The 23447-nt window shown below is 38.8% G+C and carries 25 protein-coding genes; 14 read left to right on the forward strand and 11 right to left on the reverse strand.

What is annotated here, in order from left to right:
• Window positions 1–443 precede the first annotated feature (443 nt).
• The 7 genes from ACYVI9_RS08280 to ACYVI9_RS08310 all read left to right on the forward strand — a co-directional run bounded on the left by ACYVI9_RS08280 (window position 444) and on the right by ACYVI9_RS08310 (window position 6652).
• A complete protein-coding gene (locus ACYVI9_RS08280; protein WP_460763214.1) occupies window positions 444–932 on the forward strand; it encodes a hypothetical protein in 489 nt (162 codons plus the stop codon).
• An 11-nt stretch (window positions 933–943) separates the two neighbouring features.
• On the forward strand, window positions 944–1441 hold the full coding sequence (locus tag ACYVI9_RS08285; protein WP_460763217.1) for a helix-turn-helix domain-containing protein: 498 nt from the start codon (window positions 944–946) through the stop codon (window positions 1439–1441).
• A complete protein-coding gene (locus ACYVI9_RS08290) occupies window positions 1438–1950 on the forward strand; it encodes a hypothetical protein (protein WP_460763219.1) in 513 nt (170 codons plus the stop codon). The genes ACYVI9_RS08285 and ACYVI9_RS08290 overlap by 4 nt, the downstream gene beginning before the upstream one ends.
• Window positions 1951–2308: 358 nt before the next feature.
• Window positions 2309–2989 carry a hypothetical protein gene (locus tag ACYVI9_RS08295; protein ID WP_460763222.1) on the forward strand — a complete coding sequence of 227 codons (681 nt, stop codon included), beginning with the start codon at window positions 2309–2311 and terminating at the stop codon, window positions 2987–2989.
• Window positions 2990–3049: 60 nt separating this feature from the next.
• Window positions 3050–3694, forward strand: coding sequence for a hypothetical protein (locus tag ACYVI9_RS08300; protein WP_460763225.1), 645 nt, complete (start codon window positions 3050–3052; stop codon window positions 3692–3694).
• A gap of 3 nt (window positions 3695–3697) precedes the next feature.
• Window positions 3698–3913, forward strand: coding sequence for a hypothetical protein (locus ACYVI9_RS08305; protein WP_460763228.1), 216 nt, complete (start codon window positions 3698–3700; stop codon window positions 3911–3913).
• A gap of 219 nt (window positions 3914–4132) precedes the next feature.
• Window positions 4133–6652: a COR domain-containing protein gene (locus ACYVI9_RS08310; protein WP_460763230.1), complete on the forward strand. Its 2520-nt coding sequence runs from the start codon at window positions 4133–4135 to the stop codon at window positions 6650–6652.
• A 116-nt stretch (window positions 6653–6768) separates the two neighbouring features.
• Here the strand turns inward: ACYVI9_RS08310 and ACYVI9_RS08315 are convergent, their stop codons facing one another.
• Together ACYVI9_RS08315 and ACYVI9_RS08320 are read right to left on the reverse strand one after the other, a co-directional pair.
• On the reverse strand, window positions 6769–7986 hold the full coding sequence (locus ACYVI9_RS08315) for a Shedu immune nuclease family protein (RefSeq protein WP_460763232.1): 1218 nt from the start codon (window positions 7984–7986) through the stop codon (window positions 6769–6771).
• 36 nt (window positions 7987–8022) lie between these two features.
• On the reverse strand, window positions 8023–8445 hold the full coding sequence (locus tag ACYVI9_RS08320) for a helix-turn-helix domain-containing protein (protein WP_460763234.1): 423 nt from the start codon (window positions 8443–8445) through the stop codon (window positions 8023–8025).
• Between the two features lie 138 nt (window positions 8446–8583).
• Between ACYVI9_RS08320 and ACYVI9_RS08325 the strand changes: the two genes are divergently transcribed.
• The 7 genes from ACYVI9_RS08325 (at window position 8584) to ACYVI9_RS08355 (ending at window position 15160) form a co-directional block, all read left to right on the forward strand.
• A complete protein-coding gene (locus tag ACYVI9_RS08325) occupies window positions 8584–9042 on the forward strand; it encodes a hypothetical protein (RefSeq protein WP_460763237.1) in 459 nt (152 codons plus the stop codon).
• A complete protein-coding gene (locus ACYVI9_RS08330) occupies window positions 9039–9911 on the forward strand; it encodes a HEPN domain-containing protein (protein WP_460763239.1) in 873 nt (290 codons plus the stop codon). Before ACYVI9_RS08325 ends, ACYVI9_RS08330 begins: the two co-directional genes overlap by 4 nt.
• Before the next feature lie 13 nt (window positions 9912–9924).
• Window positions 9925–10524 carry a hypothetical protein gene (locus ACYVI9_RS08335; protein ID WP_460763242.1) on the forward strand — a complete coding sequence of 200 codons (600 nt, stop codon included), beginning with the start codon at window positions 9925–9927 and terminating at the stop codon, window positions 10522–10524.
• Between the two features lie 249 nt (window positions 10525–10773).
• Window positions 10774–12348 carry an SEC-C domain-containing protein gene (locus ACYVI9_RS08340; protein WP_460763244.1) on the forward strand — a complete coding sequence of 525 codons (1575 nt, stop codon included), beginning with the start codon at window positions 10774–10776 and terminating at the stop codon, window positions 12346–12348.
• 255 nt (window positions 12349–12603) lie between these two features.
• On the forward strand, window positions 12604–13344 hold the full coding sequence (locus ACYVI9_RS08345) for a hypothetical protein (RefSeq protein ID WP_460763246.1): 741 nt from the start codon (window positions 12604–12606) through the stop codon (window positions 13342–13344).
• A 335-nt stretch (window positions 13345–13679) separates the two neighbouring features.
• Window positions 13680–14174: a helix-turn-helix domain-containing protein gene (locus ACYVI9_RS08350; protein ID WP_460763249.1), complete on the forward strand. Its 495-nt coding sequence runs from the start codon at window positions 13680–13682 to the stop codon at window positions 14172–14174.
• Window positions 14175–14179: 5 nt separating this feature from the next.
• Complete coding sequence (locus tag ACYVI9_RS08355) at window positions 14180–15160, forward strand: HNH endonuclease signature motif containing protein (RefSeq protein ID WP_460763251.1); 981 nt, start codon at window positions 14180–14182, stop codon at window positions 15158–15160.
• 385 nt (window positions 15161–15545) lie between these two features.
• Here the strand turns inward: ACYVI9_RS08355 and istB are convergent, their stop codons facing one another.
• From istB to ACYVI9_RS08400, 9 genes are all read right to left on the reverse strand, one after another.
• Window positions 15546–16271: an IS21-like element helper ATPase IstB gene (istB, locus tag ACYVI9_RS08360; protein WP_460763254.1), complete on the reverse strand. Its 726-nt coding sequence runs from the start codon at window positions 16269–16271 to the stop codon at window positions 15546–15548.
• Between the two features lie 121 nt (window positions 16272–16392).
• On the reverse strand, window positions 16393–17964 hold the full coding sequence (gene istA, locus ACYVI9_RS08365) for an IS21 family transposase (RefSeq protein ID WP_460763257.1): 1572 nt from the start codon (window positions 17962–17964) through the stop codon (window positions 16393–16395).
• 355 nt (window positions 17965–18319) lie between these two features.
• Complete coding sequence (locus ACYVI9_RS08370; protein ID WP_460763259.1) at window positions 18320–18541, reverse strand: hypothetical protein; 222 nt, start codon at window positions 18539–18541, stop codon at window positions 18320–18322.
• Window positions 18538–19347, reverse strand: coding sequence for a relaxase/mobilization nuclease domain-containing protein (locus ACYVI9_RS08375; protein ID WP_460763262.1), 810 nt, complete (start codon window positions 19345–19347; stop codon window positions 18538–18540). Before ACYVI9_RS08375 ends, ACYVI9_RS08370 begins: the two co-directional genes overlap by 4 nt.
• Entirely contained in the window at window positions 19344–19718 is a 375-nt protein-coding gene (locus tag ACYVI9_RS08380) for a plasmid mobilization protein (protein WP_460763265.1), read from the reverse strand. Before ACYVI9_RS08380 ends, ACYVI9_RS08375 begins: the two co-directional genes overlap by 4 nt.
• 128 nt (window positions 19719–19846) lie before the next feature.
• The gene (locus tag ACYVI9_RS08385; RefSeq protein WP_460763267.1) at window positions 19847–20779 is read right to left on the reverse strand and encodes a toprim domain-containing protein; all 933 of its coding nucleotides are present in this window, start codon (window positions 20777–20779) and stop codon (window positions 19847–19849) included.
• Between the two features lie 164 nt (window positions 20780–20943).
• Entirely contained in the window at window positions 20944–22161 is a 1218-nt protein-coding gene (locus tag ACYVI9_RS08390; protein WP_460763270.1) for a primase-helicase family protein, read from the reverse strand.
• 31 nt (window positions 22162–22192) lie between these two features.
• A complete protein-coding gene (locus tag ACYVI9_RS08395; RefSeq protein ID WP_460763272.1) occupies window positions 22193–22552 on the reverse strand; it encodes a helix-turn-helix domain-containing protein in 360 nt (119 codons plus the stop codon).
• Window positions 22553–22640: 88 nt separating this feature from the next.
• The gene (locus ACYVI9_RS08400; protein WP_460763275.1) at window positions 22641–23288 is read right to left on the reverse strand and encodes a hypothetical protein; all 648 of its coding nucleotides are present in this window, start codon (window positions 23286–23288) and stop codon (window positions 22641–22643) included.
• Window positions 23289–23447: the final 159 nt, after the last annotated feature.

Consider the following 23447-nt stretch of genomic DNA (forward strand, 5'->3'; position numbering starts at 1 on the left):
GGAAAAATGGCTCACTCATTTATTTGAGAATATCAATCAAACCAAAATGACCGAACTGCATAAGCTGTTACCGCAGAACTACGAGAATCCCGTCAAATAACATTGTAGGGGTTCGTCGACAGCATACAAGAAAACTGTAAATTGCCTTAGCAACTACTTATGAATTGGCTGTTATGAAACCCACTACCAAAGCTCAATAATATGGTTGCTAACAAATAGATTCTCAAATTAGAAATTATCGAGTATTGAAAATATTAGCGATTGTTAGCAAATGCAATAAACAACATTTTAAACACACCGCGTTGATAATCAGCAATAAATGTCACGCAGTGCTATATCTTTTAATTTTTAACCCGGACAAATTTGGAAAGCATAAAATACCATTGTAAATTTGTCTTAACTTATAAGTTAAGTTGGAAATAGCTCTTGTAAAAATAGGGACAATGCGCTTTTCACGGGTTCAGTATTACACCGTTCGGAAAGTTATTGATGAAGAACCGTTAAAACCGGAGTTTATTGATTTTTTGCACCGGATGGGCACAACAGAGCCGGGTCGAAATGAACTATCGGAAATTAACAAGTATATTGAACAGATCGGTCAGTGGTATGGCGCATTGCCGCAACATTTTAAAAAGGAAGATGCCGCAGAAAGGTTACCACCTCCGTATCATGAATTTATTAGTACGGATGCGCTGGATGACTTTGGGCTGCGTTTATACTGCATAAGGTTAAGCCCCGCTGTTGTTATTTTGCTCAATGGCGATAGAAAAACGGCACTAAAAGTACAAGATTGTAAAAAATGTTATCGGCACTTTGATTTTGCAAGAAAGCTTTCCCGGAAAATTGACCAGGCAATTCAGGATGGTATTTTAGAAGTTGATAATGAGCGCAAGGAAATTTTAGTAGAAGATGATTTTGTATTAACCATTTAAATGCCCAAACCATGATAAAGAATAAAAAGAAGATAGAAGAAATAGCGATTCCGGAGTTTCAACAGTCCATAGATACAATGCCTGTAGATAGCAAAATATTTGTGGAGAAATCTTTGGAAATAGTGAATTATATACACGCGGTAATGGAGGCAAAAGAAATGAGGCAGAAAGACCTTGCAGCAAAGATGGGAAAAACTGAAGCGGAGCTTAGTAAAATACTAAGCGGAATGCACAACCTTACTTTGCGCTCCATCTCCAAGCTGGAAGCGGCATTGGGAGAAACAATTGCTTGTGTGCCCAAGTTATTCAACAAAAGTTCCGGAAAAAACAATGGTGTTGTTACCTATTATACTAAATATATAATTTCTACAAACCCTGGCTCATCACTGTGTAAAAATGTGGTAAAGATGGAATACAATGAGCAGACAAGGATGAAGGTGACATTGAAGAATACAAAGCATCGGGAAATACTTTCAGAAACTATTTCTGAGGAGGCAGTAGCATCATGAATGAAGAAGTAAGAGTAGACGCTGATCAAATCCATATTCTTAATGTAAGAACATTACAGGGAAATATTGATTGTGATGATGCTATAGATAGCAACGATGTAGTAACTCACGCATTTGCTTTTGAACTGGAGAATGCTGTGGATATTGAGAGGCTGGTTGTCGCTTTCAAGCTAAAAGTGGAAATTCAGGCATTAAATAAAAAGCAAGAGCAACTACCAGCAAAGGGCTCCTACACACACGAGATGGTTTTTAAGGTAGATAATTTAGCTGAATTTACTTCCGCTGAAGAAAAATTGTTACGTGCAGATATGGGTAGTGTTTTGGTTGGTATTTTATATTCAACAATACGGGGAATAATTTTTACACGCACGCAGGGAACGCCATTAAATACTGTGATATTACCAATTATACCTCCGTTACGGCTTATGGGTATGGAGAATATGAAAGAAGAGCAAAAGGGGGCAGAGGAAAATGAAGTTAAAGAAGAAAAGACTGACAAAACAAGTTAAAAACCGTATGTTAAAGTTTGAATTGATGGAAACATTTTTGATATAAACGCTTAGTTCTTTAAATAAAGAGAAAGCTCCCTTTCGGGAGCCTTACGAAATTGGAAAAGAAAGGTTGGGGAACCTGGTGTCGAGAGACACCACCCTTTTCCAAAATTAGTTTGTAATTATTGCGAATTTACGGGAAACCGTATCAAAGTACCAAATCGGGTCGTTGAACCGATTTATGTCAACCCGCCGCTTAATTTTTTCTCATCTTATTTATTGAATTACAATGTCATTGGAGATATGCTATTAAGTATATCCCCAAATCCGTGCCTGATTGATAGGGCTTGTATTAGTAATTAGTAAAACAGTAAGGATGAAAAAATTAAAACTTAAGGATGTTATTGAATTCAATCGAATGACGGATGCGAGAAAAAAGAATTTTGTTGCCAATCTAAAAGGCGAAGAAAAAGCAGAAAAAATAGATGACAGCGGCGGCGACTATTGGGTGTCGAGCATTTCTGCACTAAAAGCGTATTTTAGATTTGGTGACAAAGATGCTTATGATGAAAAGATAATCAAACTGGAAGAAAAAGCTGAAAGTACAAGAGTTGATCATGTGAGAGACCAATTTCAGCGTAACATTAATATAATGCGTAGCTATGAAAATGTTGATTTTTCAAAATGGAAACCTGCTGGTGGATCAACTGTAATCAAAAATCAAACACATAATTATATTACGGTTCTTAACGGTTTTGAAATTAAAGCCGCTCAATGGATGGCTTTTGAATTTAAGGAAGACAATGTAGATAAAATAGGTGGTATATGGTATGTTGCTCAAAAAGGAGGCTATAGCAGAGTAGAACTAAGTATGTTTACCGAGATATTGTACCGCTACCTTAACAAGAATTATAAGAAAAAGCATGAGGTCGATGCTAAATTTTGTATAGTAGTGGATGTAATTAGTGGCGAAGAGCTGAGCTACGAGCAAATTACCACAGGCGAAGTCTCGTCTTTATTAATTCCCACCCTAAATAACATAAGAAAAATAATGTAGCCCAATAGCTGGCATTAACGGAAAAGTACTAACAGAAATTTCAACCAATAGAAGCATATAATGGAAGCAAAAGAATTAATACATAAGATTGAAGAACTTGAGGAAACTTTACCGGCAGATACTTCTAAGCGAACTACTTCTCTTTACCATTCATTTTATATAATAACCCTTCAATTCGTTAAAAACTATATTGGGGCAGAGACAGAATTTTATCGTGTGCTAAATGATCAAAATATATTACGCAGTTCGAACGAAACTGATAAGGGAATACTGGCCATACAAGTATTAAGATCTATTAAAGATTACTTAGTCCTTAATCTTGACATTCATAAAACAGAAAAATATACTACTAAAGTAGATATAATAAGTGATTTTTTGTTGCAGGCAATTGAGCTGGCTTCTAACAAGAAATTCCATCCTGCTGCCGCAGGAATTTTGATGGGAGCGTCCCTTGAGGAATTTCTTAAAAACCTGGCTGAAGAAAAAAACATTAACATGTCAGATATCAAGCCTACAATAGATCCTGTTGCAAAGAAATTGTACGATGCGAAAGTTATATCAAAGCAGGATTTAAAAGATATAACATCCTGGGCGGGCATTCGTAATGAGGCTACGCACGGAAATTTTGAAGAAGTTGACGATCGCGAAAGAATTCAGAATGCGATAGAAGGGGTAAATTTATTTATGCGTAAATATAAAAATTAAGATATGGATAATTTTCAAATTGGCGACCAGGTCTTTCACAAATCAAATTCATCTGTTGTATGGATTGTTGAAAGCATAACCGAAACTGAAGTTTATTGTTCAACTGTAATCAAAGAAACCTTAGAACAAAAAAAAGAAACTTTCGCTATTACATCAATAAAAAAGTGCGCTGAACCCCGAGCTATAATAGGCAGTCGCACACGAAATAATCATTGGTAATCAACAATACTTTCAAATAGCGCTTGCAGTCCTATTCTGGTTTTCATGAAAAAATGTCTCCCCAAAACTTACGTGTAAGAGCTAAAATTTCTTGCACCATCAATCGGCGATTATTTGGATATTTTTTGATGAAAAGCGCCAACGGAATGAAAATTGTTGTAATTAAACCTTGCTCTTAAAACGACTACCCTTTTATTATTATTTATAGAATTGCTTGTTATGACTCCTAAAATTAAAGCTAAAATAGAATACGCTAGAAAACATGACCACGGCTTATTAGAACTTAGAAACGCAGGGCTAACAGAAATTCCGGAAGAAATTTTTGATTGTCCTAATCTTGTGAGTCTAAATTTAGGGAATGACGATTTTTGTACTCCGCCCATGCGTAATAGAATCACTACTATTCCGGATCAAATCACCAAATTAAAAAAATTGGCCAAACTTGATCTTAATAGAAATACAGTAAATTATGTGAGCGAAAAAATAACCGAACTTAGAAATTTGGAATATTTAATTCTTGACAACAACAGGCTTACTGACATTCCTGCTAAACTAGTGTCTCTGCCGAGCCTAAAAAAATTATCATTAGAAAATAATCCATTTGAAATGCTACCTCCGGAAATAGTAGCTAGAGGAATCGAATCTATCAGAAATTTTTTTAAGGAATTGGACGAAAAAGATTATTTATACGAGGCGAAGTTGATCATAGTTGGAGAGGGGAGAGTTGGAAAGACCTGTATTGCCAATGCCTTAGTAAACGCAAATTATCAATTAGACAAAGAAGAAAGTACTGAGGGTATAAATATCGATAGCTGGGTCATCTCAAAAGAAACTGTGCAAAAATCAAACAATAAAATTCAACGTGATTTGAAAATTAATATTTGGGATTTTGGCGGCCAAGAAATTTATCATTCAACCCATCAGTTTTTTTTAACGAAAAGATCTGTTTACCTACTAGTCACTGAATCTAGGAAAGAGGATCGGCATGATGATTTTTACTATTGGCTGAATATTATAAAACTTTTAGGAGATAATAGTCCCATTTTAATGGTACTAAATAAGTGTGATCAACCCTCGAAAGAGCTGCCAGTAAAAGAGTATCAAGAGAATTTCAGAAATTTAAAAGATTTCGCAAAAATTAGTCTTGTACACGAATACAAAGATACCTTTGAAAGCTTCAAGTCTAAGTTGATAGATATTGCCGTAAACCTTGAACACCTTGGCAAACCTCTTCCAAAATCATGGGTCGAAATTCGAACAGAGCTTGAAGAACTTAAACTCACGGGAAAGAATTACATAACACTTCAGGAGTATTTTGATATTTGCAAGAGAAATTTTAGGAATATCGAAAGTGCTTTATTCCTAAGTGAACACTTTCATGATTTAGGAGTAATAATGCATTTTCAAAATGATATCGATTTGAAAGAGACCGTTTTTCTAAATCATGAGTGGATTACCAAGGGCGTTTATGATGTCTTAGATGACAAAGTAGTAATAAATCAAAAGGGCAGATTTACAACAGCTGATATACAACGGATATGGAATAAAGATGATTATACGTTCAAACAAAGGGAGTTGCTCTCTCTTATGAAAAATAGAAAATTTGATTTATGCTTCGAATTAGCAAACGGAGATTTCTTAGTACCAAGATTATTACCAGTAGATGAAATTGAACATAACTGGATATTTTCACCTGATAATTTGAAGTTCGAAGTTCATTATAAGTTTATGCCCAAAGGAATACTAACGCGATTGATAGTGAAAATGAATCAGGATATCGATCAGGAGATGTTTTGGAGATATGGCGTAATACTTAAATATGACGGAACAAAGGCCATTGTAAGGGAGAAATACTTTGAGAATAAAATCTCTATAGAGTTGACCGGCTCTCACTCACGTGAATATTTATTCTCAATTCGAAGAGTTATCAGTGAAATTCACAAAGATTTTAATCAGCTCTCTTTTGAAGAAATGGTTCCCTGTTCTTGCAGTATTTGCAAAACTTCAGAAAGGCCAAATTTTCATTCCTACACTTTACTACAACGATATACACAAAAGGGTATTTCAACTATTGTTTGTCCAGTCAGTTTAGAAGAAGTTGAAGTTGAAAAGCTAACAAATGAAGTTATAAAAGGTGAAATGAGCACTGATAAAACTATTATTTGTGAAAATAAAAACGCCATTATCTTAACCAATTTGAAACTTAAAAATTTATTGTTTTACCCAGGAAAAGATAGTGCATCTGTGTTCATACATGTCCAGGTTAGGCCACACTTTTATGGATTAAGAGACCGTGACTTTCTGTTAGATGAAGAAATTAAACTTTTACAAAGACAATATCCTAATTATTATATTTTAGAATATTACTGTTTTGAAAATTACCTATATCATCCAGAAAATATTGAAGCCTTAAAATTGGACGGGTTTTCAAAACTTGATTATACAGAAGAAATAATGGCTCAAAAAAATAAGCATAAGAATTCTATTATATCAAATTTTAAAAGATCTCGAGACTCCTACCAAGAACTTAAAATTGAGAGTGGAAAATTTAGAAAAAAGGACATCGAGGATAATATTATAGAGTATTTGGAATCTAATGATATAGAACAATTTTTCAAAGCGTTTAGTCTAAAAGATTATTATGACAAAAATTACATTAGCAAATATGGGCTGCGACCAAAAGAGTTGTCTGAAACTGAATGGTTTAAAAGGAGGATGATAAAACTTTTTAACGTATAAAATAAAAGTATTTAGATCCCAAAGAAGTCGCGAACAATCTCTTACAAAATAGAAATACTTAAAACGGCTTTCAAGCATTTTTTCCCATTCCGAACTTTATTTATTGAAATGGTATCTTATAATTTTTTTATCTGATCGATAGTGAATTTGAGTCTATCCAATAAATTGTCATAGGTAATAATGTCGACGACGTTTTTGTATTTGCGCTTGACTACTTCAAAATCCCGCTTTTGTTCAGATGTGAGGTTATTCTCGCGGCCCATAATAATGATACCTCCGGGATTGGTTATTTTAATATCGAACCCTTCTGGTAATTCATTTTTATAAGTATTATTCAAATATTCTTCACCGGCCTCGCTCCATCGGTTGAGGTAATATACGTATTTTTCAACTTGCATAACAGCACCCGACAGTTCTCTTAATGGAATAAAATTGTTTCTATAATGGTCATTAGTCATTATAGCTTTTTCAAACGGTCGTTTTATTTCGATAATATCCACGTTGCCATTGCAGTCCACTAACAGAAGATCAAGAAATCGCTCTCTAACATCCCCGGCAATGCCGGCTTTTATTTTGACTTCTTTGAAGACGTAAATGTATTTAGGATAAATCAGTAGAATGATCTGCAATATTTCCCGTTGCCATTGCCGTTCGTTGTACTGAGTTTCTTCCATAAGCATGCCTTCTAGCTTCCTATAGATTGTCTGATATTTGTATAGCTCGTTATCTTTAAATATTTTAGACAAGTCTGAGCCTTCCTTGGACAACTTTTTATTCATATACCGCTCGTAGACTTGTTCGGCATCTTTTACGTTGTCCAGATAATTTCTCAATACAGTTGCTATGCGGGCTTCGACATACCTTTTTCGTTCGTAAGATGTAGGGAAATATTTGGTCAGTTTTTCAAAATCTTCAATTGGAACAGCAGTTTGATGGGGACCTCCTAAATAAAAATCCAACTTAGATATCTTACTAATCGCATTAAAAATTGAAGCATTTGCATCTGCCACAAAATAGCCCAGCTTGAGTTCTATGTCTTTATGCAGGTAAATATCAAAAGCACTTGTAAGAATGCCGCGCTTTACTTTGTAATAATCATTTTCTAAATCACCAAACCAGAGATATATTCCTTCTGGTTCAATATCCGAAAGAGCATCTTCTACAAATTCCTCATCAATATCTTCTTCAATGACGTCCTTTTTCGTAAAGAAAAACGTTCGTTTTACATGCACACTTCCATCTACTTTTAGACGTTCGCTAATCCAATTATATTCCTTGTCTTCAGGTTGATAGAAAAATAGAAGTTTATTATCGCGTTCTAAGAAGTTAATCACGGTGAAATAATGTAAATATTTGAAAGAGAAATAACATTATTTCATCTTCTCCAGCAGTTTTTGCAGCAGCTCCATTTTCTCCTTCTCCGCCTGCAATAAGCGCTCGTATAGTCTTCGGTTTTCAGCAATTTCTTCAGCCCATTTTTCTAATGGATTGAAAGTTGGCTGGTAGTTATATTGGTAATTGGAGCTATGATTTAATGTGGAACCTTCATAGTTATGTTGAATGTTGAAGATCGCGGCTTCCTCGTCAAAATTCTTTATCGCCTCAACAGGCACTTTTAGTACATCTGCGATCTGTTTTAGCAAAGGTTCTTCGATTTCTTCCTTTTGTTCCAGCAGCGATATTTTACGCTGGTTCCAATCATCACCCAAATCAGCGGCCAACGCCTCCTGCTTTATACCCATCATTTCCCTGAAACGCTTCACATTCCTGCCCTGATGTATTGTTTTCTCCATAAGATTTTATTTTTCTGCTTTTTTCAAAGGTAAATAAACCGTTTCGCTAAAATACCTCATTTCTGCAATAAATTATCGCCTTTTCAGTTAGGATAGCGGCCGCAGTGGGTGGAAATTGGGGTATCTAAAAGCAAGCTAATGAAGAAGAAAACCATACCCAAACACCCCCAACGCAAACCCAAACCGGAACTAAAATGGCAAACCGGCGCCTACGAGCGTCACGCCAATTTTAATTTTATTCTGCCGTATCAATTTCTGCTGCTCTGCCGCTTGATGGACATACCGCCTAAAGAAATGGTAACCGATTTTATGGATAACCTTTCCTGTTCCAGTTGGAACCGGGAGGGGCGGGATGCTGCCAAAGAGCACCTCATCAATTACTTTATTGCACACGGCTACGGGCAGGAGCATTATACGGAAGTCAACATCCGCCAGATTTTTAAAGAAATGGATGCCGTTGGTATGCTGTTTCCACGCGAAAACAACGGTAAACTGGTAGACCGATATGCTAAATGGAGGGATAAGCACCAAACCTGGTGGTTTAAAAAATGGTTCCGCAAACCCCGGCATACACCAATAAAAAAAGACACAGTATGAAGTCCTTTACAATTGGGGAAGTATTTGCCGTTCACCAGCAGCAGCTTACGGACGTAATTGTAAAAACGGCTAACCCGGATATGATTTTTCTGTTGGGCGCTACACTGCACCGTAAAAAATATGAAAGCATCTTTAATGAATCGGCCCCGTTTTGTCAACATATATCAGACTGTACACTTCTAATATTGCTGCCCAACCTTGCCAATAAGGAGTTGCACGAATGGCAGGATAAGATAGAAAACCATTGTAGCTACCTCATGCCAGTTACCACACTTGTATTGGCAACCCCCATTTTTGTGGATTGGCTGCAGGCCGGTCTCTCTTTTGCCCGGTTCGTATGGCAGCACGCGCCGGTGCTGTATGATGCCGGAAATATTTGCCGGGAGCATTACCCGGAAACTAAAATAGCAGCCAGAAATAAAGAGGCTACCAGGCAATGGGAAGAAGGGCTATCCAAAGCCAAAGAATTCTTGGCAGGAGCAGAATTATACCGCGTGCGCAAACAATACAAGATGGCGGCCTTTATGTTGCATCAGTCCGCAGAACAGGCGTTACGGGCGCTGCTGAAAACGGGAACCGGTTACCATGCCAATACCCATAGTATTGACCGGCTGCTGCGCTATGGCGGCCTTGTGGCGCATCAACTGCCAGGAATTTTTCCCCGGCAAACAGAGCAGGACAAGCGCCTGTTTAACCTGTTGCAAAAAGCCTATATAGACACCCGTTATAAAGAAGATTATAAAATTACCGACAATGAGTTATTAACCCTTACCGGAAAGATCCGGCGCATCCATGAAGTGTTATGCGATGCCGGAAAATGCTTTATCAATGCTCCGTTGCAGCCTGAATTACAAAATACTTCCCAATAAAAACGCCCATTTTATGGAAACGAGCACCACCAACAGAAAGCGTTTTTACAAGCCCTGGCATTTTTTGAGCCAGGCCGGAAAACGGCCGTTGCGTATCCTCTGGGAAGTATTTTATCATTATCACCTGGATGAGATGAAAGAGGAACTCCAATGCTGGCAGCAGTGTGCTTTATGTAATGACAATAGTGCGTATAGTGAAGAGGACGCTCGGGAAGATTTGATTGATTTTACCCGGCACCTGCTCCGGATTATTGAAGCCTGTCATATATTGAATGAACGGGAAAATGCTGATAGGAAATATAAACAGCAAAAAGGATTGCCCAAAAAGGCGCGGCAAATGATTGCTAAAATGAACATCCCGGTTTTATTGACTGCTGATGAAAAGAAAGATCCGGGACAGGTCATTACCCAATTTTGTAAGGTCTTCCGCCGGTCTTACGTTCGAATTGAATTGTTGGATATGCTGGACGCTGTGATTACCTATAAGAGAGATAAGGAGATATATAAGGAGAATTGGATAATGCTTTATGAAGCATTATCGGTATTGGTAAAATTAGCGTATAGAATGTGCAGGCATGAAAATGGGGTGAAATCGGCTTTGGTGAGGGGATAGACCTTTTTCAGATAATGCCCAACTTTCTTTCGTCAATGAAGCTTATTTACGTATAATTTGCGAATAAAAATTTCGTATATTCAAGAGTTAGCCGCAATGCTTGGCGACAGCATTAACTTCAACCCGACGTAAGAACAAACAATGGACATATCAATAATAATAGACAAATCCACATTTCAATCATTGAGTTATGACGAGTTGTATAGGTTGAGTTGTTATTACAAGCACATCATTACTCCCGTGCTAACAATGGAAATTTTAGGCGACTTAAAAAAAGAAGCACAAGAAGGAAAAGCACCACCCGAGGATAGAGTGAAGGACTTTGCAAAAAAACTGTTTCCAATGGAGACAGTCGTAAACTTGCATTACAAGGTTTTAATTAAAGGCGACCTTTTAGGCAACCCAATTTCTTTTGACGGCAGACCACATGTAGGAATTAAAAAAGCTGTTGCATCTGAAAGTGGAATGCGAGGATATTTAGTTGAAGAAACAGAAGAAGAAAAATCCATCTATAAATGGAAAGACGGCAATTTTACCGAAGCAGACCATGAGCTGTCTGCACTTTGGCGAATGACGACAACTCAAGAAGATTTACTTGAAAGGTTAAAAAAATCTTTAAACCCAGATGCAGCAGTAAAGTTTGTAGACTTCCAAAAGTTGAATGAATTTGTAGATGAACATATCACTTCTCCAGCGATTCAAGAATTGCTTTTGATTTCTCTTCTTCAGAACTACGACATTGACGCTTTGAGCAGCGTACAAATATTCGGAAGATGGAATCAAGAGGGCAAACCCTTGATAAAACATTTTGCCCCTTTCGCTTTTCATTGCTTAAAAGTTGACACATTATTTCTTTTCGGCTTGACAAGTGGCTTAATAGGAACACGACCTACAAACAGAGTAGATTTAGAATATCTCTATTACTTGCCATTCGGAAATATTTTTACTTCTAACGATAAGGTTCATAAAAATCTTATTCCTCTTTTACTTCGGAACTACCAAAAATTTATCATAGGACCAGAATTAAAAGAAGATTTAAAAAATATTGTTGCTTTTCTCAACACTCTTGAAATTGAAGAAAGAAGAAAATTTAAAAATGTTCCGCCAATTATTGACTCTTCAATAACCTTTCAACTTTGGAAAGAATTTTTCAATTATCCTGAAAAGAGTAATTGGAACAGAGAGATTTCAGAAAGAGAAAAGGAAACGATGAAACAAAAAATGAAAGAGTTTGAAAAGGCTTTAGATGGTGAGAACATTATTCTTGAATCAGGAGAAGACGCAGAGTTTGTTATAAAACAATCTTACTTGAGTAAGACAGACCCATGCTTCTGTGGTAGTGGAAAAAAAGTAATTGATTGCTGCATTCCAGAACACGAGTTTAATTCAATAGCTTTAAAAGAACACATAAAAAGTGAGATTAAGGCTTCATATTCTAAAGCTGACCATGTCCGCTTTTTTCCCACTAATGGTAAAGAATTGCCAGCAATTGTATTTGCCTATGTAAAAAACAATATAGATTCAAAAGGTCATATTGGACTTATTCGTAGTTATAAGAATGAATCATTAAGACTAGTTGGTTCTCTTAAAGGGAATAAGTTAACCCTTTCCTTTGTCGAAATTGAGACAGAAGAAGTTCTTAATTTAGAACCTCTTCTATGCAATCCTCGACAGGTCGAGCACTTTTTAAAGAATGGATATAATCGGATTAGCATTTTATGGGGTTTAGTGCATCCTGAGAATGGAAAAGATTTAATTATACCCATACCTGATGACGGAGGACCTCCCAGCCAGTTAGTTATAAGAGGATTTGAACTCGTATAGCATATGCGGCTAACATTGGTATTGCCAATAGTGGGGCTGGACATTGGAGCAATCAGCAGCGGCAATTCTGCTGTGCTGTCGTTCGGGGCTCGACGAATAAAGCCCAGCTTTGGTTCTTAATTTTTATCTTTATCAAAAAGCAAGGCTGCAGTTCCGGCGGACGAAATTCTATTTCCCCACCATCGGCAATACCTGCTCGTTGGCTGCTACTATATCAGCCCCTTCTAACGATGGACAATTTTAAACACTCTTCATATGGATATGCAAAAGCTAATTGACTACATACCTGCTATTCTTTTATTAATTTCAATCATGACAATTATCCTTATTGTCATAACAAAGTTTGGAGACAAATTTTTTGATAGCAACTTTAAAACAGACAATGCTTTAATATTTGTTGCGTCTTTTCTTTTCATCATCATACTTATAACTCATCTTTTCAAAGAACAGCCTTGGACTGCCGACACCTTAAAAATAATTATTGGAGTTTTGGTTGGTTCAGGAGCAAGTAAATTAAGTAAAACCAAAAAAGAAGATGACAAAGGAAACTCTCAAACTCTTACAGGTAATGAAATAAAGGACAGTATTGTTAATCAGGCTTTGGGCGACATAAACCAAAAAATTGACAACTTTAAATCAGAGGTTAGTAAAATAGAACATGCTGTCGTAAACCAATTCCCGACTATTGAGCAAAAGCTTGACCTAATTAACAATAACTCATTAAAACCGCAAATAAAAAAGACGGAGCATTTAAGATTGGAGACAGATGATTTTGAGTTAAAGGATGAACTAAAACAAATATTCGACGATTATAGAAATGACGATTATACATGGAAGTGGATACAAAAATGTATGGCTTATCCAGAATTTGACAGAAAAATTAAAGACAAAATTCAAGACCTTGAAACGCAAGGTTGGAAAATTATTTCAATGAATTTTGATAACATTTCAAACGGAATTCATATCAATTTTGATATGGAGAAACCTTATGTTTGACGAGAAAGAAAAGCAGTAGTTCGCTATGCAGCTTTAGTCCGGGCTTGACGGAATGCTATTGGGCTTTAGTTCTTAACTTGTACTTTTAAAACATCAATCAGCAGCGGCTCCGGGCAGACGGAATACTACTGCCACACCTGCAGCAAGCCCTGTTCGTTAGCGGTCAACATAAGACAACCCAGCCATAAAGAGCACGACAGGTTCAATGGGAAAAGAAGAAGAACGAATAGCAATTTCTATACAATTGGCAAATTTGCCAATTAAGAAATTTATTTTTATCTTTGCTTCATAACTTTAAAAGTGGCGGCAACACTTTAAATACGGCATTAAATGTTATGAATAAAGAACTTAAAAAACCTTTGGCGACAAAATTTAAGTCAAAAGCAACAATCATTGATGACAAAATGGTCGAGGTTATTGCACCAGATGGAGAAGTCTTTTCGATATTGGCTCGTATTGGGATTTTCACCAATCAAGAAACTCGTCAGTATCAATTACATTTGGTAGAGACTGTTTTTGACAAAAATTTCTCTGATGACAAGGAAATAATGGCCAACAATATTTGGCGTGACTTAATGCTAAATGGTGTGTCATTTATGGGAGTGAGTTCCGGGGACAGACAAGGGGAAAGAACTCGAATAGGAAAAAAAATTCGCCAAATTCGGGAAGAAAAAGGGATAGAAGCAAAAGATTTAGCAAATTTAGCAAATATAGACGCTGCAAATCTCAGCAGAATTGAACAAGGCAAATATTCCGTTGGACTTGATATTCTTTCAAGAATTGCATTTGTTTTAGGACACCATATTGATATTGTACCCAATCAAATGTAACCGTCATGGAAAATTTACTCGAAACTTATAATGGCATTCAAGAATGCCATTATAAAAATGAGCATTACTCTGTTCGGGATAATGGTGCTGTATTACGACACGCACCTAACAATAACCGAACTCGACCGACAGACAATAAATGGACTTTTGGCAACCTAAATACCAAGACAGGTTATTTAGAAATCGCATCGGTTCGTATTCACAGAATAGTTGCAACTGCATTTCGCGGAGAACCGCCAACGAAAGAACACGTTGTTGACCATAATGACACGAACAAACAAAATAACAGACCAGTAAATCTTAGGTGGGTAACAAGATTGGAAAATATTTTGCTTAACCCAATCACTGCAAGACGTATTGAACTTGTTTGCGGAAGTGTTGAAGCATTTCTTGCCAACCCTTCAAAATTTCGTGGCAAATTTCAAGAACCAAATTATGAATGGATGTGTGCTGTTTCAGAAGAAGAAGCACAAGTAAGTAAAGAAAGACTATTGACTTGGGCAGAAGGTGACAAATCATTACAAGGCGGAACATTAGGAGAATGGATATATAATCATAGTTTACCAAAAATGCAAATTGAGGAACTTCCGGAGTTTACAAATTCCTTAACTCAAAATGCAAAACAAAAAAATTGGAAAACGCCGACTGAATTTCCTTGCTGCCCACAAGACATTGGCGGCAATCCAATTTTATCTTATGGAGCAAACCTAAAAGTAGAAAAAGTATTTTCGCAAAATCAATATTCAAAATCATTCATCGAAGATTTCACAATTTCCAAAGACGAAAATGTTTTATGGATTATGTGCAGGAGCAGCGATGACAACGCAATAAAGCCTTACTCGTTGGCAGAAGTAGCTTATCAAAATGACGTTTTTATTCACAATAATCTCGGAAATTTTTTCAAAAAAGACGGTGCAGAGAAACTGTTTACTCTTGTGCAAGGACTTGAATGGGCAGGAGGCGACACATTTGACGATTATTGTTGAAAGTAAAAAAAAGGATAAACAAAATGCCGTTTTAAATCCATTCGTTTTCCTATTCTCCCCAACACAATTTTAAAAAAAGGATATTATTTTTGGTAGTGCTCTATTTTGAAAATAATTACCAGCACAATAATCAGGATTGTGCCCCACTTAAAGAACTGCCCAAATACAGCTTTGTAAAATTCAAGCTTATGGCTTTCTATGGGGAAAAGTACTGTCCGGTTTATTTGCTTCACCTCCTTCGGCTGGGCCGCAATAATGGCCTGTATTGTATATTCCGTTGATGATACCCCCTTATTCCGCTGCATGGTAACCCCTCTGTAAGGAGACCAAAAAAACAAAGAGCTTAATGTGTTACTAAAGATACTAATCTGGTTTGGATTTTTATTTATTTGCCACGTCTCATGGACGGTCCTTTGAGTTCTATTCTTTGGCTTTTTGCTGTCAGTCTGTCACAAAGTGCATCTCCGATGGCGGGTTCACTCAGGTATTCATGCCATTCAGAAACGGGAAGTTGAGCCGTGATAATGATTGATTTTTTGGCGTACCGATCTTCCATGATTTGAAGGAGTGCCAGCTTGGTTTGTTTGTTTAGATTTTGAAGACCAAAATCGTCTAGAATGATGAGCGGTATTTTCTCTATATGGTTTAGTAGTTTCACATAGGATCCCTCCGTTTTTGCCATTAGGATGGATTCTATCAGCCGGTGCATACTATAATATTTTGTCCGTACTCCCATCATACAGGCCTGATAGCCTAAGGCACAAGCTAGCCAGGATTTTCCTGTACCAGTGGGCCCAGTGATGAGTACTGTCGAGCCATCCTGCAGGTATCTACCCTCCAGTAGCATGCTCCAGGTGGTTTTAGTCAGATTCCGTTCGGGTTTACAAATAATGCTTTCTGGCGTAGCATCAAAACGAAGTCTGGCGCTTTTAAGTAAGTACTGCATTCGGTCATTGCCTCTTTGTAGCTTTTCTGCTGCCAGCAGGTGCGCGATCATCTCATGGCCTTCGAGTTGCTGGTCGACGGGCATAGTCAGTTGCGTTTGATAGCACTCAGCCATGCCTTTTAATTTTAACTCCTGCATTTGCTCCAGTGTGTGTTGTGTGTTCATTTTTCTCTGATTTTGTTAATGTATAGAAAGATGTTATGAGAGGAGTAAGGGTTACTATAAATGATTGATTTTAATCGATCATTTATAGTAACCACCGCCCCCATACAGGGGCGGGGCGACCTTAACGGTAATATAGCTTCCCACGTATATTCTCGTGATTCTTTGAGGGCTTTTCTGATGCCTCATCAAAAAGGAGTGCTTGCTTATCCTGACCGGTTTTTAGAATATTACGGATCAGTTTAAGCGTGGGGCGTTTGACTACCGAGGCATGCTTACAAGCCGCCTCCAGCCGGTAGCCGCTATAGGTGTTTTTTAGTAAGATCATGGCGTTACAGGCTTTAAAATTTTGTTCAGGGTATATGCTACTATGAAGAATACGAGTGGCTATCTGAGCAGTATATATACCCACTTTTGAAGCCTGATTAACCAGTGACTCTACCGTCCATCCCTGCCGATCCACCATCACCTTGTGATTGGGTGGCATATGCTCCGCTATCCGGTTAAACTGAGGCTCACTGCTCTGTCTGACATGAAAAGAGATCCTTTCATGATTGTAATAGACCTCTACCACCCGGGCATTATAGTAAACCTGCACTTTTTTGCCTACGTACTGATAGGGAACAGTGTAATAATGTTTGTTATCAGAAAGCTGGATTGCGTAGTTGCGTTGCACCATCACCGTTTTACCCAACATGAGCAGAAAAGGTGTCTCGGGCAGCGATTTGAGTAAGGTTTTCTCCCGGCTTTCAAAGATGCTTAGGCGGCTGTCCTGGCTGTTTTTATACGGCTTGTGATTTAATAGATCCAGATGATGGGCAATATGATGATTTAGAGATTCCAGAGAATAGTAGGTCTGATGGCGCATAGGGGCATAAATTTGCCGGTACACAATCTTAACTGCGTTTTCGACCATTCCTTTATCTCGAGGCGATCTAGGTCTTGTGGCACTAAAGGTTGTATTATAATGTTCTGATAACTGATGACACAATCGGGTAAAATCCGGCTCGAATGGATCAGCCTTTTTAACGGCGGTTTTAAGATTATCCACCAATATGGTAAGAGGCACGCCTCCGAAGTACTTCAGCATATGGTTAATACAGATAGCAAAATCCGCGATCCGCTGGGTGGCTACAGCCATACAGAAAATCAGACCACTAAAGGGGAGAATAGCAATAAAAACCTCAGCTGATATGACCTCGCCGCTTTCTTTATCCACGTAAGAAAGCTTATCACCTGCAAAATCCGCCTGGATAAACTCTGCTGGTCGGTATTCCCAGTGAAAGGTGGGATCAGTGTCCTTGAGGTATTTACTCAGTATGTTACAATACTGACTGTATTTGTATCCGTGTTCATGCTCTTCAATGTACTCCGCCCACAGCCTCTTCCTGGTAACGCCTGTTTTGGTAAGATCTGAAGCTGACTTTTCAAAATGAGCCATTAACGCCTGAAGCCGCTTATCTGCGATGGGAGCAACGTCGTTGTTATAAACGATATCAGCAAGCTCTTTATCAGTGATCTCAAGGCCTTGAGGGGCGGTAGCTTGCGAAGTTAACATTCCGAGCTGCCGGAGATATTTTTTAACCGTTTTACGGCTTATTCCTGTGCGGCGAACAATCTCTTTAATCTTAATCCCATCAGTCCATAACTGATGTACTTGTTTTACCTGGTTCATATTTATTGGTTTCTGTGCCATCCCCTTTTATTTTTAGCATTAAAAAGGGGGTAAATGAACACAAAAAACCCTGTTTTATGGCCTCGGTACAGAGGGGTTACCATGGGTCGGAATATCTGGGAAATACAGCAATCAGTTCAAGCGAAAACTAACCCGAAATCATTCATTTGGTAACCGCAGAACGGTAAAGCTACACAGAGGGGTTACCATGTGTCGGAATGTCAGTAGCCGGTAATTAAAAAACTTTATACATCCGTTGATCTTGCTTCAGAATTTTCCAAAAAAAGACCGTCGGATGGTAAATAAAGGTGGGGTTACCATGCTTCGGAATGAGGGGTTACCATGAAATCGGAATGGGGGGTTACCATGCCTCGGATTATACATGTATTTTTCGATTGTGGGCAGCAAGCAATTCTTCAACTGACCGGAGATCAGGTGCAGGAACCTCAATTTTTAATTTGGCAACTTTGTCTTCTATTTCGGTTATTTTATCCGACTGCTTTTCAACCGCCGCCGTCAGCAGACCAATACTAACCGGGGTTTCTTTTTGCCCTTCCAATGATTCTTCCAATACAGATTGTATAATTTCTTCTTTCATCGTGTTAATGTATTTTGTCGTTGTTTTAACCTGATAAATTCTGTTTCCTTCTGTTCCTGCGCCCGGTTATTTTTTTCGATTTGTTTTTCGATTGTTTGCAGGGAAAGCCCCACGTCGCTGCCCTTTACTTTTACCCCCTTGCTATCTATAAAGGAAATACCACGGCCTTTAATAATTTCAAAGCCTTGTTGTTTTACTTTTTGCTGGAAAGTTTCCATTGTTTTTGATGACTGTAAAATCTCCCGCAACCGGGTTTTAATTTGATCCTTTCGCTGATCATTTCTCGGCAACAATTGCTGGTCTTTTGATAAAAAACGCCGGGGGCTTAACACCCGCTGTAGTTGGAATTTTTGTTCCATCTTCCGGCAGAACTCCGCCATGCGTTTATAACTATTGCCATCCGATACATTGGTTTTGCCAGTGTATCCAATCCGGTTAGCTACAATATGAATGTGCTGATGCTGGGTGTCTTTATGCTCCACGGCTAAGAACTGGTTATCGGCAAAGCCAAAATCCTCCGCGCAATCCCTGGCAATCTGGATCAATTGCGGCCTTGTTAACTGTTCTCCAGGTGCCATACTCAGGGTAAAATGAAATACCGGTTTGGATTGTTTAGGATTTAATTTTCGCACTTCATTAAATTGCTGTACCAGTTCCTTTTTGTTGCCAAAACATTTATTAAATAGCAAAACTTCAGCCCGGTTTTGCATCAGGGTCTGGTCTTTATCTACCTTCATTTTCTTGTCTTCCAGGCAGTACCGGATGCACCCGGCAAATCCTTTTCCTGTAATTGCCTTTCCAATCATTGTAAACTGTTTTTAATAGCCTGGGCCAGCTCTTTCACCTGCACCGCCAGTTGTTTTAATTCTGCCCGTTCAAAAGCATTAAAAGTTTGTGCGGAATTATTTTTATATGCCAGCGAATTGATGTTAGCTGCAAGGTGATTAAGGTTGCCGGTAAAGTCTAAAACTTCCTTTGGCAATGTTTTTTGCCGGGCGACAATTTGGCTATTCAGCGATGCTTCACGTAAAAATTCAGAGATGGTAAGCTGTGCCTGTTTTGCTTTTATCTCGATTATTCTTCGCTCCAATGCGGAGCAGGCTACCCGCAGCCTGTGGCTTCGCTTAACTGATTTCTTTGGCCTTCCGCCTTTGTTTTTTTCATTAGGTGTATTCATGTTACATTAATTTTAATAGTTGATAACCGCGCTTCGCGCCCCCATGAATGCCGCCCCAAAGCGGCATGAAAGGGCCAGCATGTTCGAAGTAGGTGAGGTTACGAGCCTACGAGAACATAGCTGGCTCCTCATCGCCGAAGCCCAAGGCCCCTATGAGGGGTTTGTTCCTGTGCGTGGGTTTTTTCTTTCACCAGCCATTCGTTGATGTCTTTCTGCCTGGAATATTTGTGGGAGAGATCAATGAATTTCTGCGACTGTTGCAACGCTGATGCTGTGCGGGCTTTTCCTGCTGCGTCATTATCCAGTAACAAATAAACCCGCTCGTGTTCGTGCATTAAAGGCATGGACTTTTCAAAAAAAGACAGGGAATTAAGCACCAGAAAATTTGTCAGTTCAGGCAAAAGTTCTTTCTGTTTTTCAAGCAAAGAAAGAAGGTCAAAGAACCCTTCCACGACTGCTAAAGCGGGTTTATCGTGTTGAAAAAAGCTAACATCTTTTGGAGCAATGGTGCTTTTAAAATCGCCGATGTCTCGGAGTTCAAAACCTCCGGAAATATTCCTAAACCCGATCATTGAAAATTTTTGCTGCCCGTTTCTGACAAGAACCTCTTTGCAATATTTTTCGGCGTTTAAAATTGATATGGCCCTTTTCTGAAAATAATCTTTCAGTCCGGGGCTTTGCAGGTCTTTAATTGCCAGCACCTGCATTTTCGATTCGGCTTTTTCATCTTGGGCCAAAACGGCTTTAACGGGCGGTTGATGCTGCTGATGAAAAGAAAAATGGTTGTGGTGTTGGTTCAATTTTTCCAGGAAATCGGCAACTGCGCACTGGTGATAGTGAATGCCGAAATCGACCAGGTTACCACCTTTCCCTAAACTATGATCGTACCATACATTTAGCTTTCGGTTTACTTTAAAGGACGGTGTGCGCTCTTTATGAAACGGAGAATAATACCAGTAATCATTCCCCTGGACTTTGGCAGGTTTGCAACCCAGCAGCTCCAGGTAGGTAACAACATCCAATTTCTTCGCCTGGTCACAATTGATTTTTTGAGGAGTCATGACTTTGTTTTTTTGATGATTTGATGAAAATTGTTGTACTCGTTTTATGATGAATGGTTTGCGGCTTCATCATTTGGTCATCAGGAAATTTCGGTTTTCATCAATCGCATTTTTTTGATGAGCCGCTGGTGACAGGTTTGATGACGGCAAAATATTGATACTGATTAGCTTGTATTGTTTTCATCAAAATCATCAATATTATTGAGCTTCAGCACTTCACTTTTTTGAATGCTATAAAACCTTCCTTTTTGCATAAACTCGTAAACGGTACCATCGGTAGCAAGGCGATATTGCAAATAGCTATTGGAATTATTCGAGGGCTGTAGTTTCCATTCCTGTTGCAGTATTCTCCGGATGGCAGCCGTATCGCGACTGTGAATGCCTTTTTTCTGCAACCAGTCCTGCATGTCCGATATACAAAAACGGATTTCATCATGCGGCTCTTTCATGTCCATTATTTGTAAAAGCAACTGGGCCATTTCGCTTTCCAGCCGGTTTCGATTAAATCGTTTGATATGTTTCAGTGCAGCGGTGGCAATTTGCTCCGGGAGGAACCACATTCTTGATGCGGGCTGTGTTGTAAACGGCCGCTCGATCAGGTAATGAATAAAAACCGGGATTTCAGTTTTTAGATCGCTTAACAGGTTCCGGTTGTCGATGGCGAGTGAGGGCAGCCTGCGAATCCAATACCTGATTTCAGAACCATCAATCTGGATAAAATTGTCTTCGTTATTACTGCATAAAATAAACTTTCCGAAAAATTCGATTTCCTGCCGGTCTTGCCCTTTAGCTTCTACCTTATAATATCTGGAGGTGCTTAGGTTTTTGATGCGCTCTGAATCCTCCTTTTTATCCAGGAAGGTTTCATCTACGCCGATAATCAATTTACTAGCCCACTCCGCATTAAAATTGCTGCGGAAGTCCTCGTTACTGTTAATGGTCATGTTGTCGCCAAAAATGGCCTTACAGAGGTTGAGAAAAGTGGTTTTGCCGGTATTTCGCTCTTTGCTAACCAGGCACAGAATAGGCAGGATCTGTGTTGGGTGCAACAGCAGTATCTTAAAATAATCCAGACCCAATTCCAATTGCTCGCCAAAAACATGGTTTAAAAACACCAGGGTTTGTTTGGGGAAGCCGGGTTGCGGCTCATGCGGGAACGGGCTATATCGGTTGTAAAAGTTTTCAATCTTCCGCCGGTAGCTTAAATGAGCAGGCACCAGGCAAAAGCCGTCATAGCGGGAAATGCCTGAAAGAAAATCTTTACCATGATCCTGTTTAATGCACTCCACCGACCAGGGAAGTAGTATTTCTATCCGGTCGCCGCTGGCCAGAGGCTTTTGAACGATCTTGTAGTAAATGGTGCCAATGCGTAGGTATTCCATTTTTTGCAAAATATTGATGGGAAAAGAAGGGTTAAGATTTGCTGTATTTTTTACGGTGCTCCAGCATATGGGAATAGCCATCCGCCGGTAAAGCTGTTTGCGTTTCGGCAGCTTGCCATTCGCTGAGCCATTCGGTAAAGTCGTCCTTACGGACCAGGTAGGGCTTACCCAGCCTTTTTGCCGGAAGACCGCGCGAATGTATATAGGCACGGACGGTGCCAATAGGCTTTTTCAGGATAATAGCCACCTCCGGGAGAGTGAGAAAATCTGCACTGTAGGTACGATCCGGCTGTTTTTCCCGGTTTTCCTGTTTAGAAAACCAGGCAATCAAAGATTTTTGAATTTGATCCAGCCGTTCATTAATTTGTTCAAAAGGATTATTTACGCTCATCACTAATTGTTTTTAATTGTGAACAATGAGTGCAAACTATAGTCAGCCCGCAGGCATATCAAGTCAGTGTGGCGGAAAATCAGGAATATCAGGTGTTTTCCCGGTATTTTTTGAGGGAAAGGTCTTCGAGAGATGCTTTATAGCGCAGATAATAATTATCGGTCAGGTAGTTTCTTTTAAAATTATTGAGTTTACCAATGGAGTTGCCAGTCTCCTTCAAATAAGCATCGAGTATCTCCGGAAATGTGAAACCGTCCTTAAAATAGCCCAGGTCTTTAAAAGTGCTAATCATACTGGCAATAGCCCCTGCAAATCCATCGGGGTTTTTGCCCGTGCGTGTTTGCGTTACTGGTTTGGATATAAACAGTTCAAAGGAAATGCCGGCATTGGTAAGCTGCTGTTGGATAAATTGCTTGGTAGTATTTATAGAGCCATTTATGGGTCTTAACATATTAGTGAAAGGTGCAGACGGAATTTCGGCTGGTTGATTGGGTAAAGCAGGCTCCTGGAGTGCGATCGATTGTTGCTGTAATACGCTTAACAGCTTTTGCCGGTCTTCTCTATCCAGCCGGATCACCTCGGCGAGCATATTTTTCCGGTTCATGCTGGATAGCTTCTTGCCGATAAAATGCAGGTAGGGGTCGGAGGGATGGTTGATAACGTTTGGATAAGCTGCCGGGTATTGTGAGAGTGTTTGAAGAAAATAGTTGAGATCGGTGCTACTTGATCTTTCCAAAGCACGGATTAGTTTTTGAGTAAAGCCAGGTTTAAAACAAAAGAAAATGAAATGGCAGTAATCTTCAAAAAACTCGATATCCCAAAAATGATTTTCTGAAATGTGGTAATCGGTATCGTTAAAACTAATAGCGTTGCCTTTGCGGATAGCTTTGTCGAG

This window comes from Niabella terrae (assembly GCF_054783135.1).

Coding starts and splice junctions, on each gene's coding strand:
- ACYVI9_RS08395 (WP_460763272.1), bottom strand. CDS start 22,552: ATGAGCGTAAATAATCCTTTTGAACAAATTAATGAACGGCTGGATCAA.
- ACYVI9_RS08305 (WP_460763228.1), top strand. CDS start 3,698: ATGGATAATTTTCAAATTGGCGACCAGGTCTTTCACAAATCAAATTCA.
- ACYVI9_RS08280 (WP_460763214.1), top strand. CDS start 444: ATGCGCTTTTCACGGGTTCAGTATTACACCGTTCGGAAAGTTATTGAT.
- ACYVI9_RS08335 (WP_460763242.1), top strand. CDS start 9,925: ATGGAAACGAGCACCACCAACAGAAAGCGTTTTTACAAGCCCTGGCAT.
- ACYVI9_RS08375 (WP_460763262.1), bottom strand. CDS start 19,347: ATGATTGGAAAGGCAATTACAGGAAAAGGATTTGCCGGGTGCATCCGG.
- ACYVI9_RS08300 (WP_460763225.1), top strand. CDS start 3,050: ATGGAAGCAAAAGAATTAATACATAAGATTGAAGAACTTGAGGAAACT.
- ACYVI9_RS08390 (WP_460763270.1), bottom strand. CDS start 22,161: ATGGAATACCTACGCATTGGCACCATTTACTACAAGATCGTTCAAAAG.
- ACYVI9_RS08355 (WP_460763251.1), top strand. CDS start 14,180: ATGGAAAATTTACTCGAAACTTATAATGGCATTCAAGAATGCCATTAT.
- ACYVI9_RS08325 (WP_460763237.1), top strand. CDS start 8,584: ATGAAGAAGAAAACCATACCCAAACACCCCCAACGCAAACCCAAACCG.
- ACYVI9_RS08320 (WP_460763234.1), bottom strand. CDS start 8,445: ATGGAGAAAACAATACATCAGGGCAGGAATGTGAAGCGTTTCAGGGAA.
- istA (WP_460763257.1), bottom strand. CDS start 17,964: ATGGCACAGAAACCAATAAATATGAACCAGGTAAAACAAGTACATCAG.
- ACYVI9_RS08380 (WP_460763265.1), bottom strand. CDS start 19,718: ATGAATACACCTAATGAAAAAAACAAAGGCGGAAGGCCAAAGAAATCA.
- ACYVI9_RS08330 (WP_460763239.1), top strand. CDS start 9,039: ATGAAGTCCTTTACAATTGGGGAAGTATTTGCCGTTCACCAGCAGCAG.
- ACYVI9_RS08310 (WP_460763230.1), top strand. CDS start 4,133: ATGACTCCTAAAATTAAAGCTAAAATAGAATACGCTAGAAAACATGAC.
- ACYVI9_RS08285 (WP_460763217.1), top strand. CDS start 944: ATGATAAAGAATAAAAAGAAGATAGAAGAAATAGCGATTCCGGAGTTT.
- ACYVI9_RS08340 (WP_460763244.1), top strand. CDS start 10,774: ATGGAAATTTTAGGCGACTTAAAAAAAGAAGCACAAGAAGGAAAAGCA.
- ACYVI9_RS08385 (WP_460763267.1), bottom strand. CDS start 20,779: ATGACTCCTCAAAAAATCAATTGTGACCAGGCGAAGAAATTGGATGTT.
- istB (WP_460763254.1), bottom strand. CDS start 16,271: ATGAACACACAACACACACTGGAGCAAATGCAGGAGTTAAAATTAAAA.
- ACYVI9_RS08290 (WP_460763219.1), top strand. CDS start 1,438: ATGAATGAAGAAGTAAGAGTAGACGCTGATCAAATCCATATTCTTAAT.
- ACYVI9_RS08345 (WP_460763246.1), top strand. CDS start 12,604: ATGGATATGCAAAAGCTAATTGACTACATACCTGCTATTCTTTTATTA.
- ACYVI9_RS08370 (WP_460763259.1), bottom strand. CDS start 18,541: ATGAAAGAAGAAATTATACAATCTGTATTGGAAGAATCATTGGAAGGG.
- ACYVI9_RS08350 (WP_460763249.1), top strand. CDS start 13,680: ATGAATAAAGAACTTAAAAAACCTTTGGCGACAAAATTTAAGTCAAAA.
- ACYVI9_RS08295 (WP_460763222.1), top strand. CDS start 2,309: ATGAAAAAATTAAAACTTAAGGATGTTATTGAATTCAATCGAATGACG.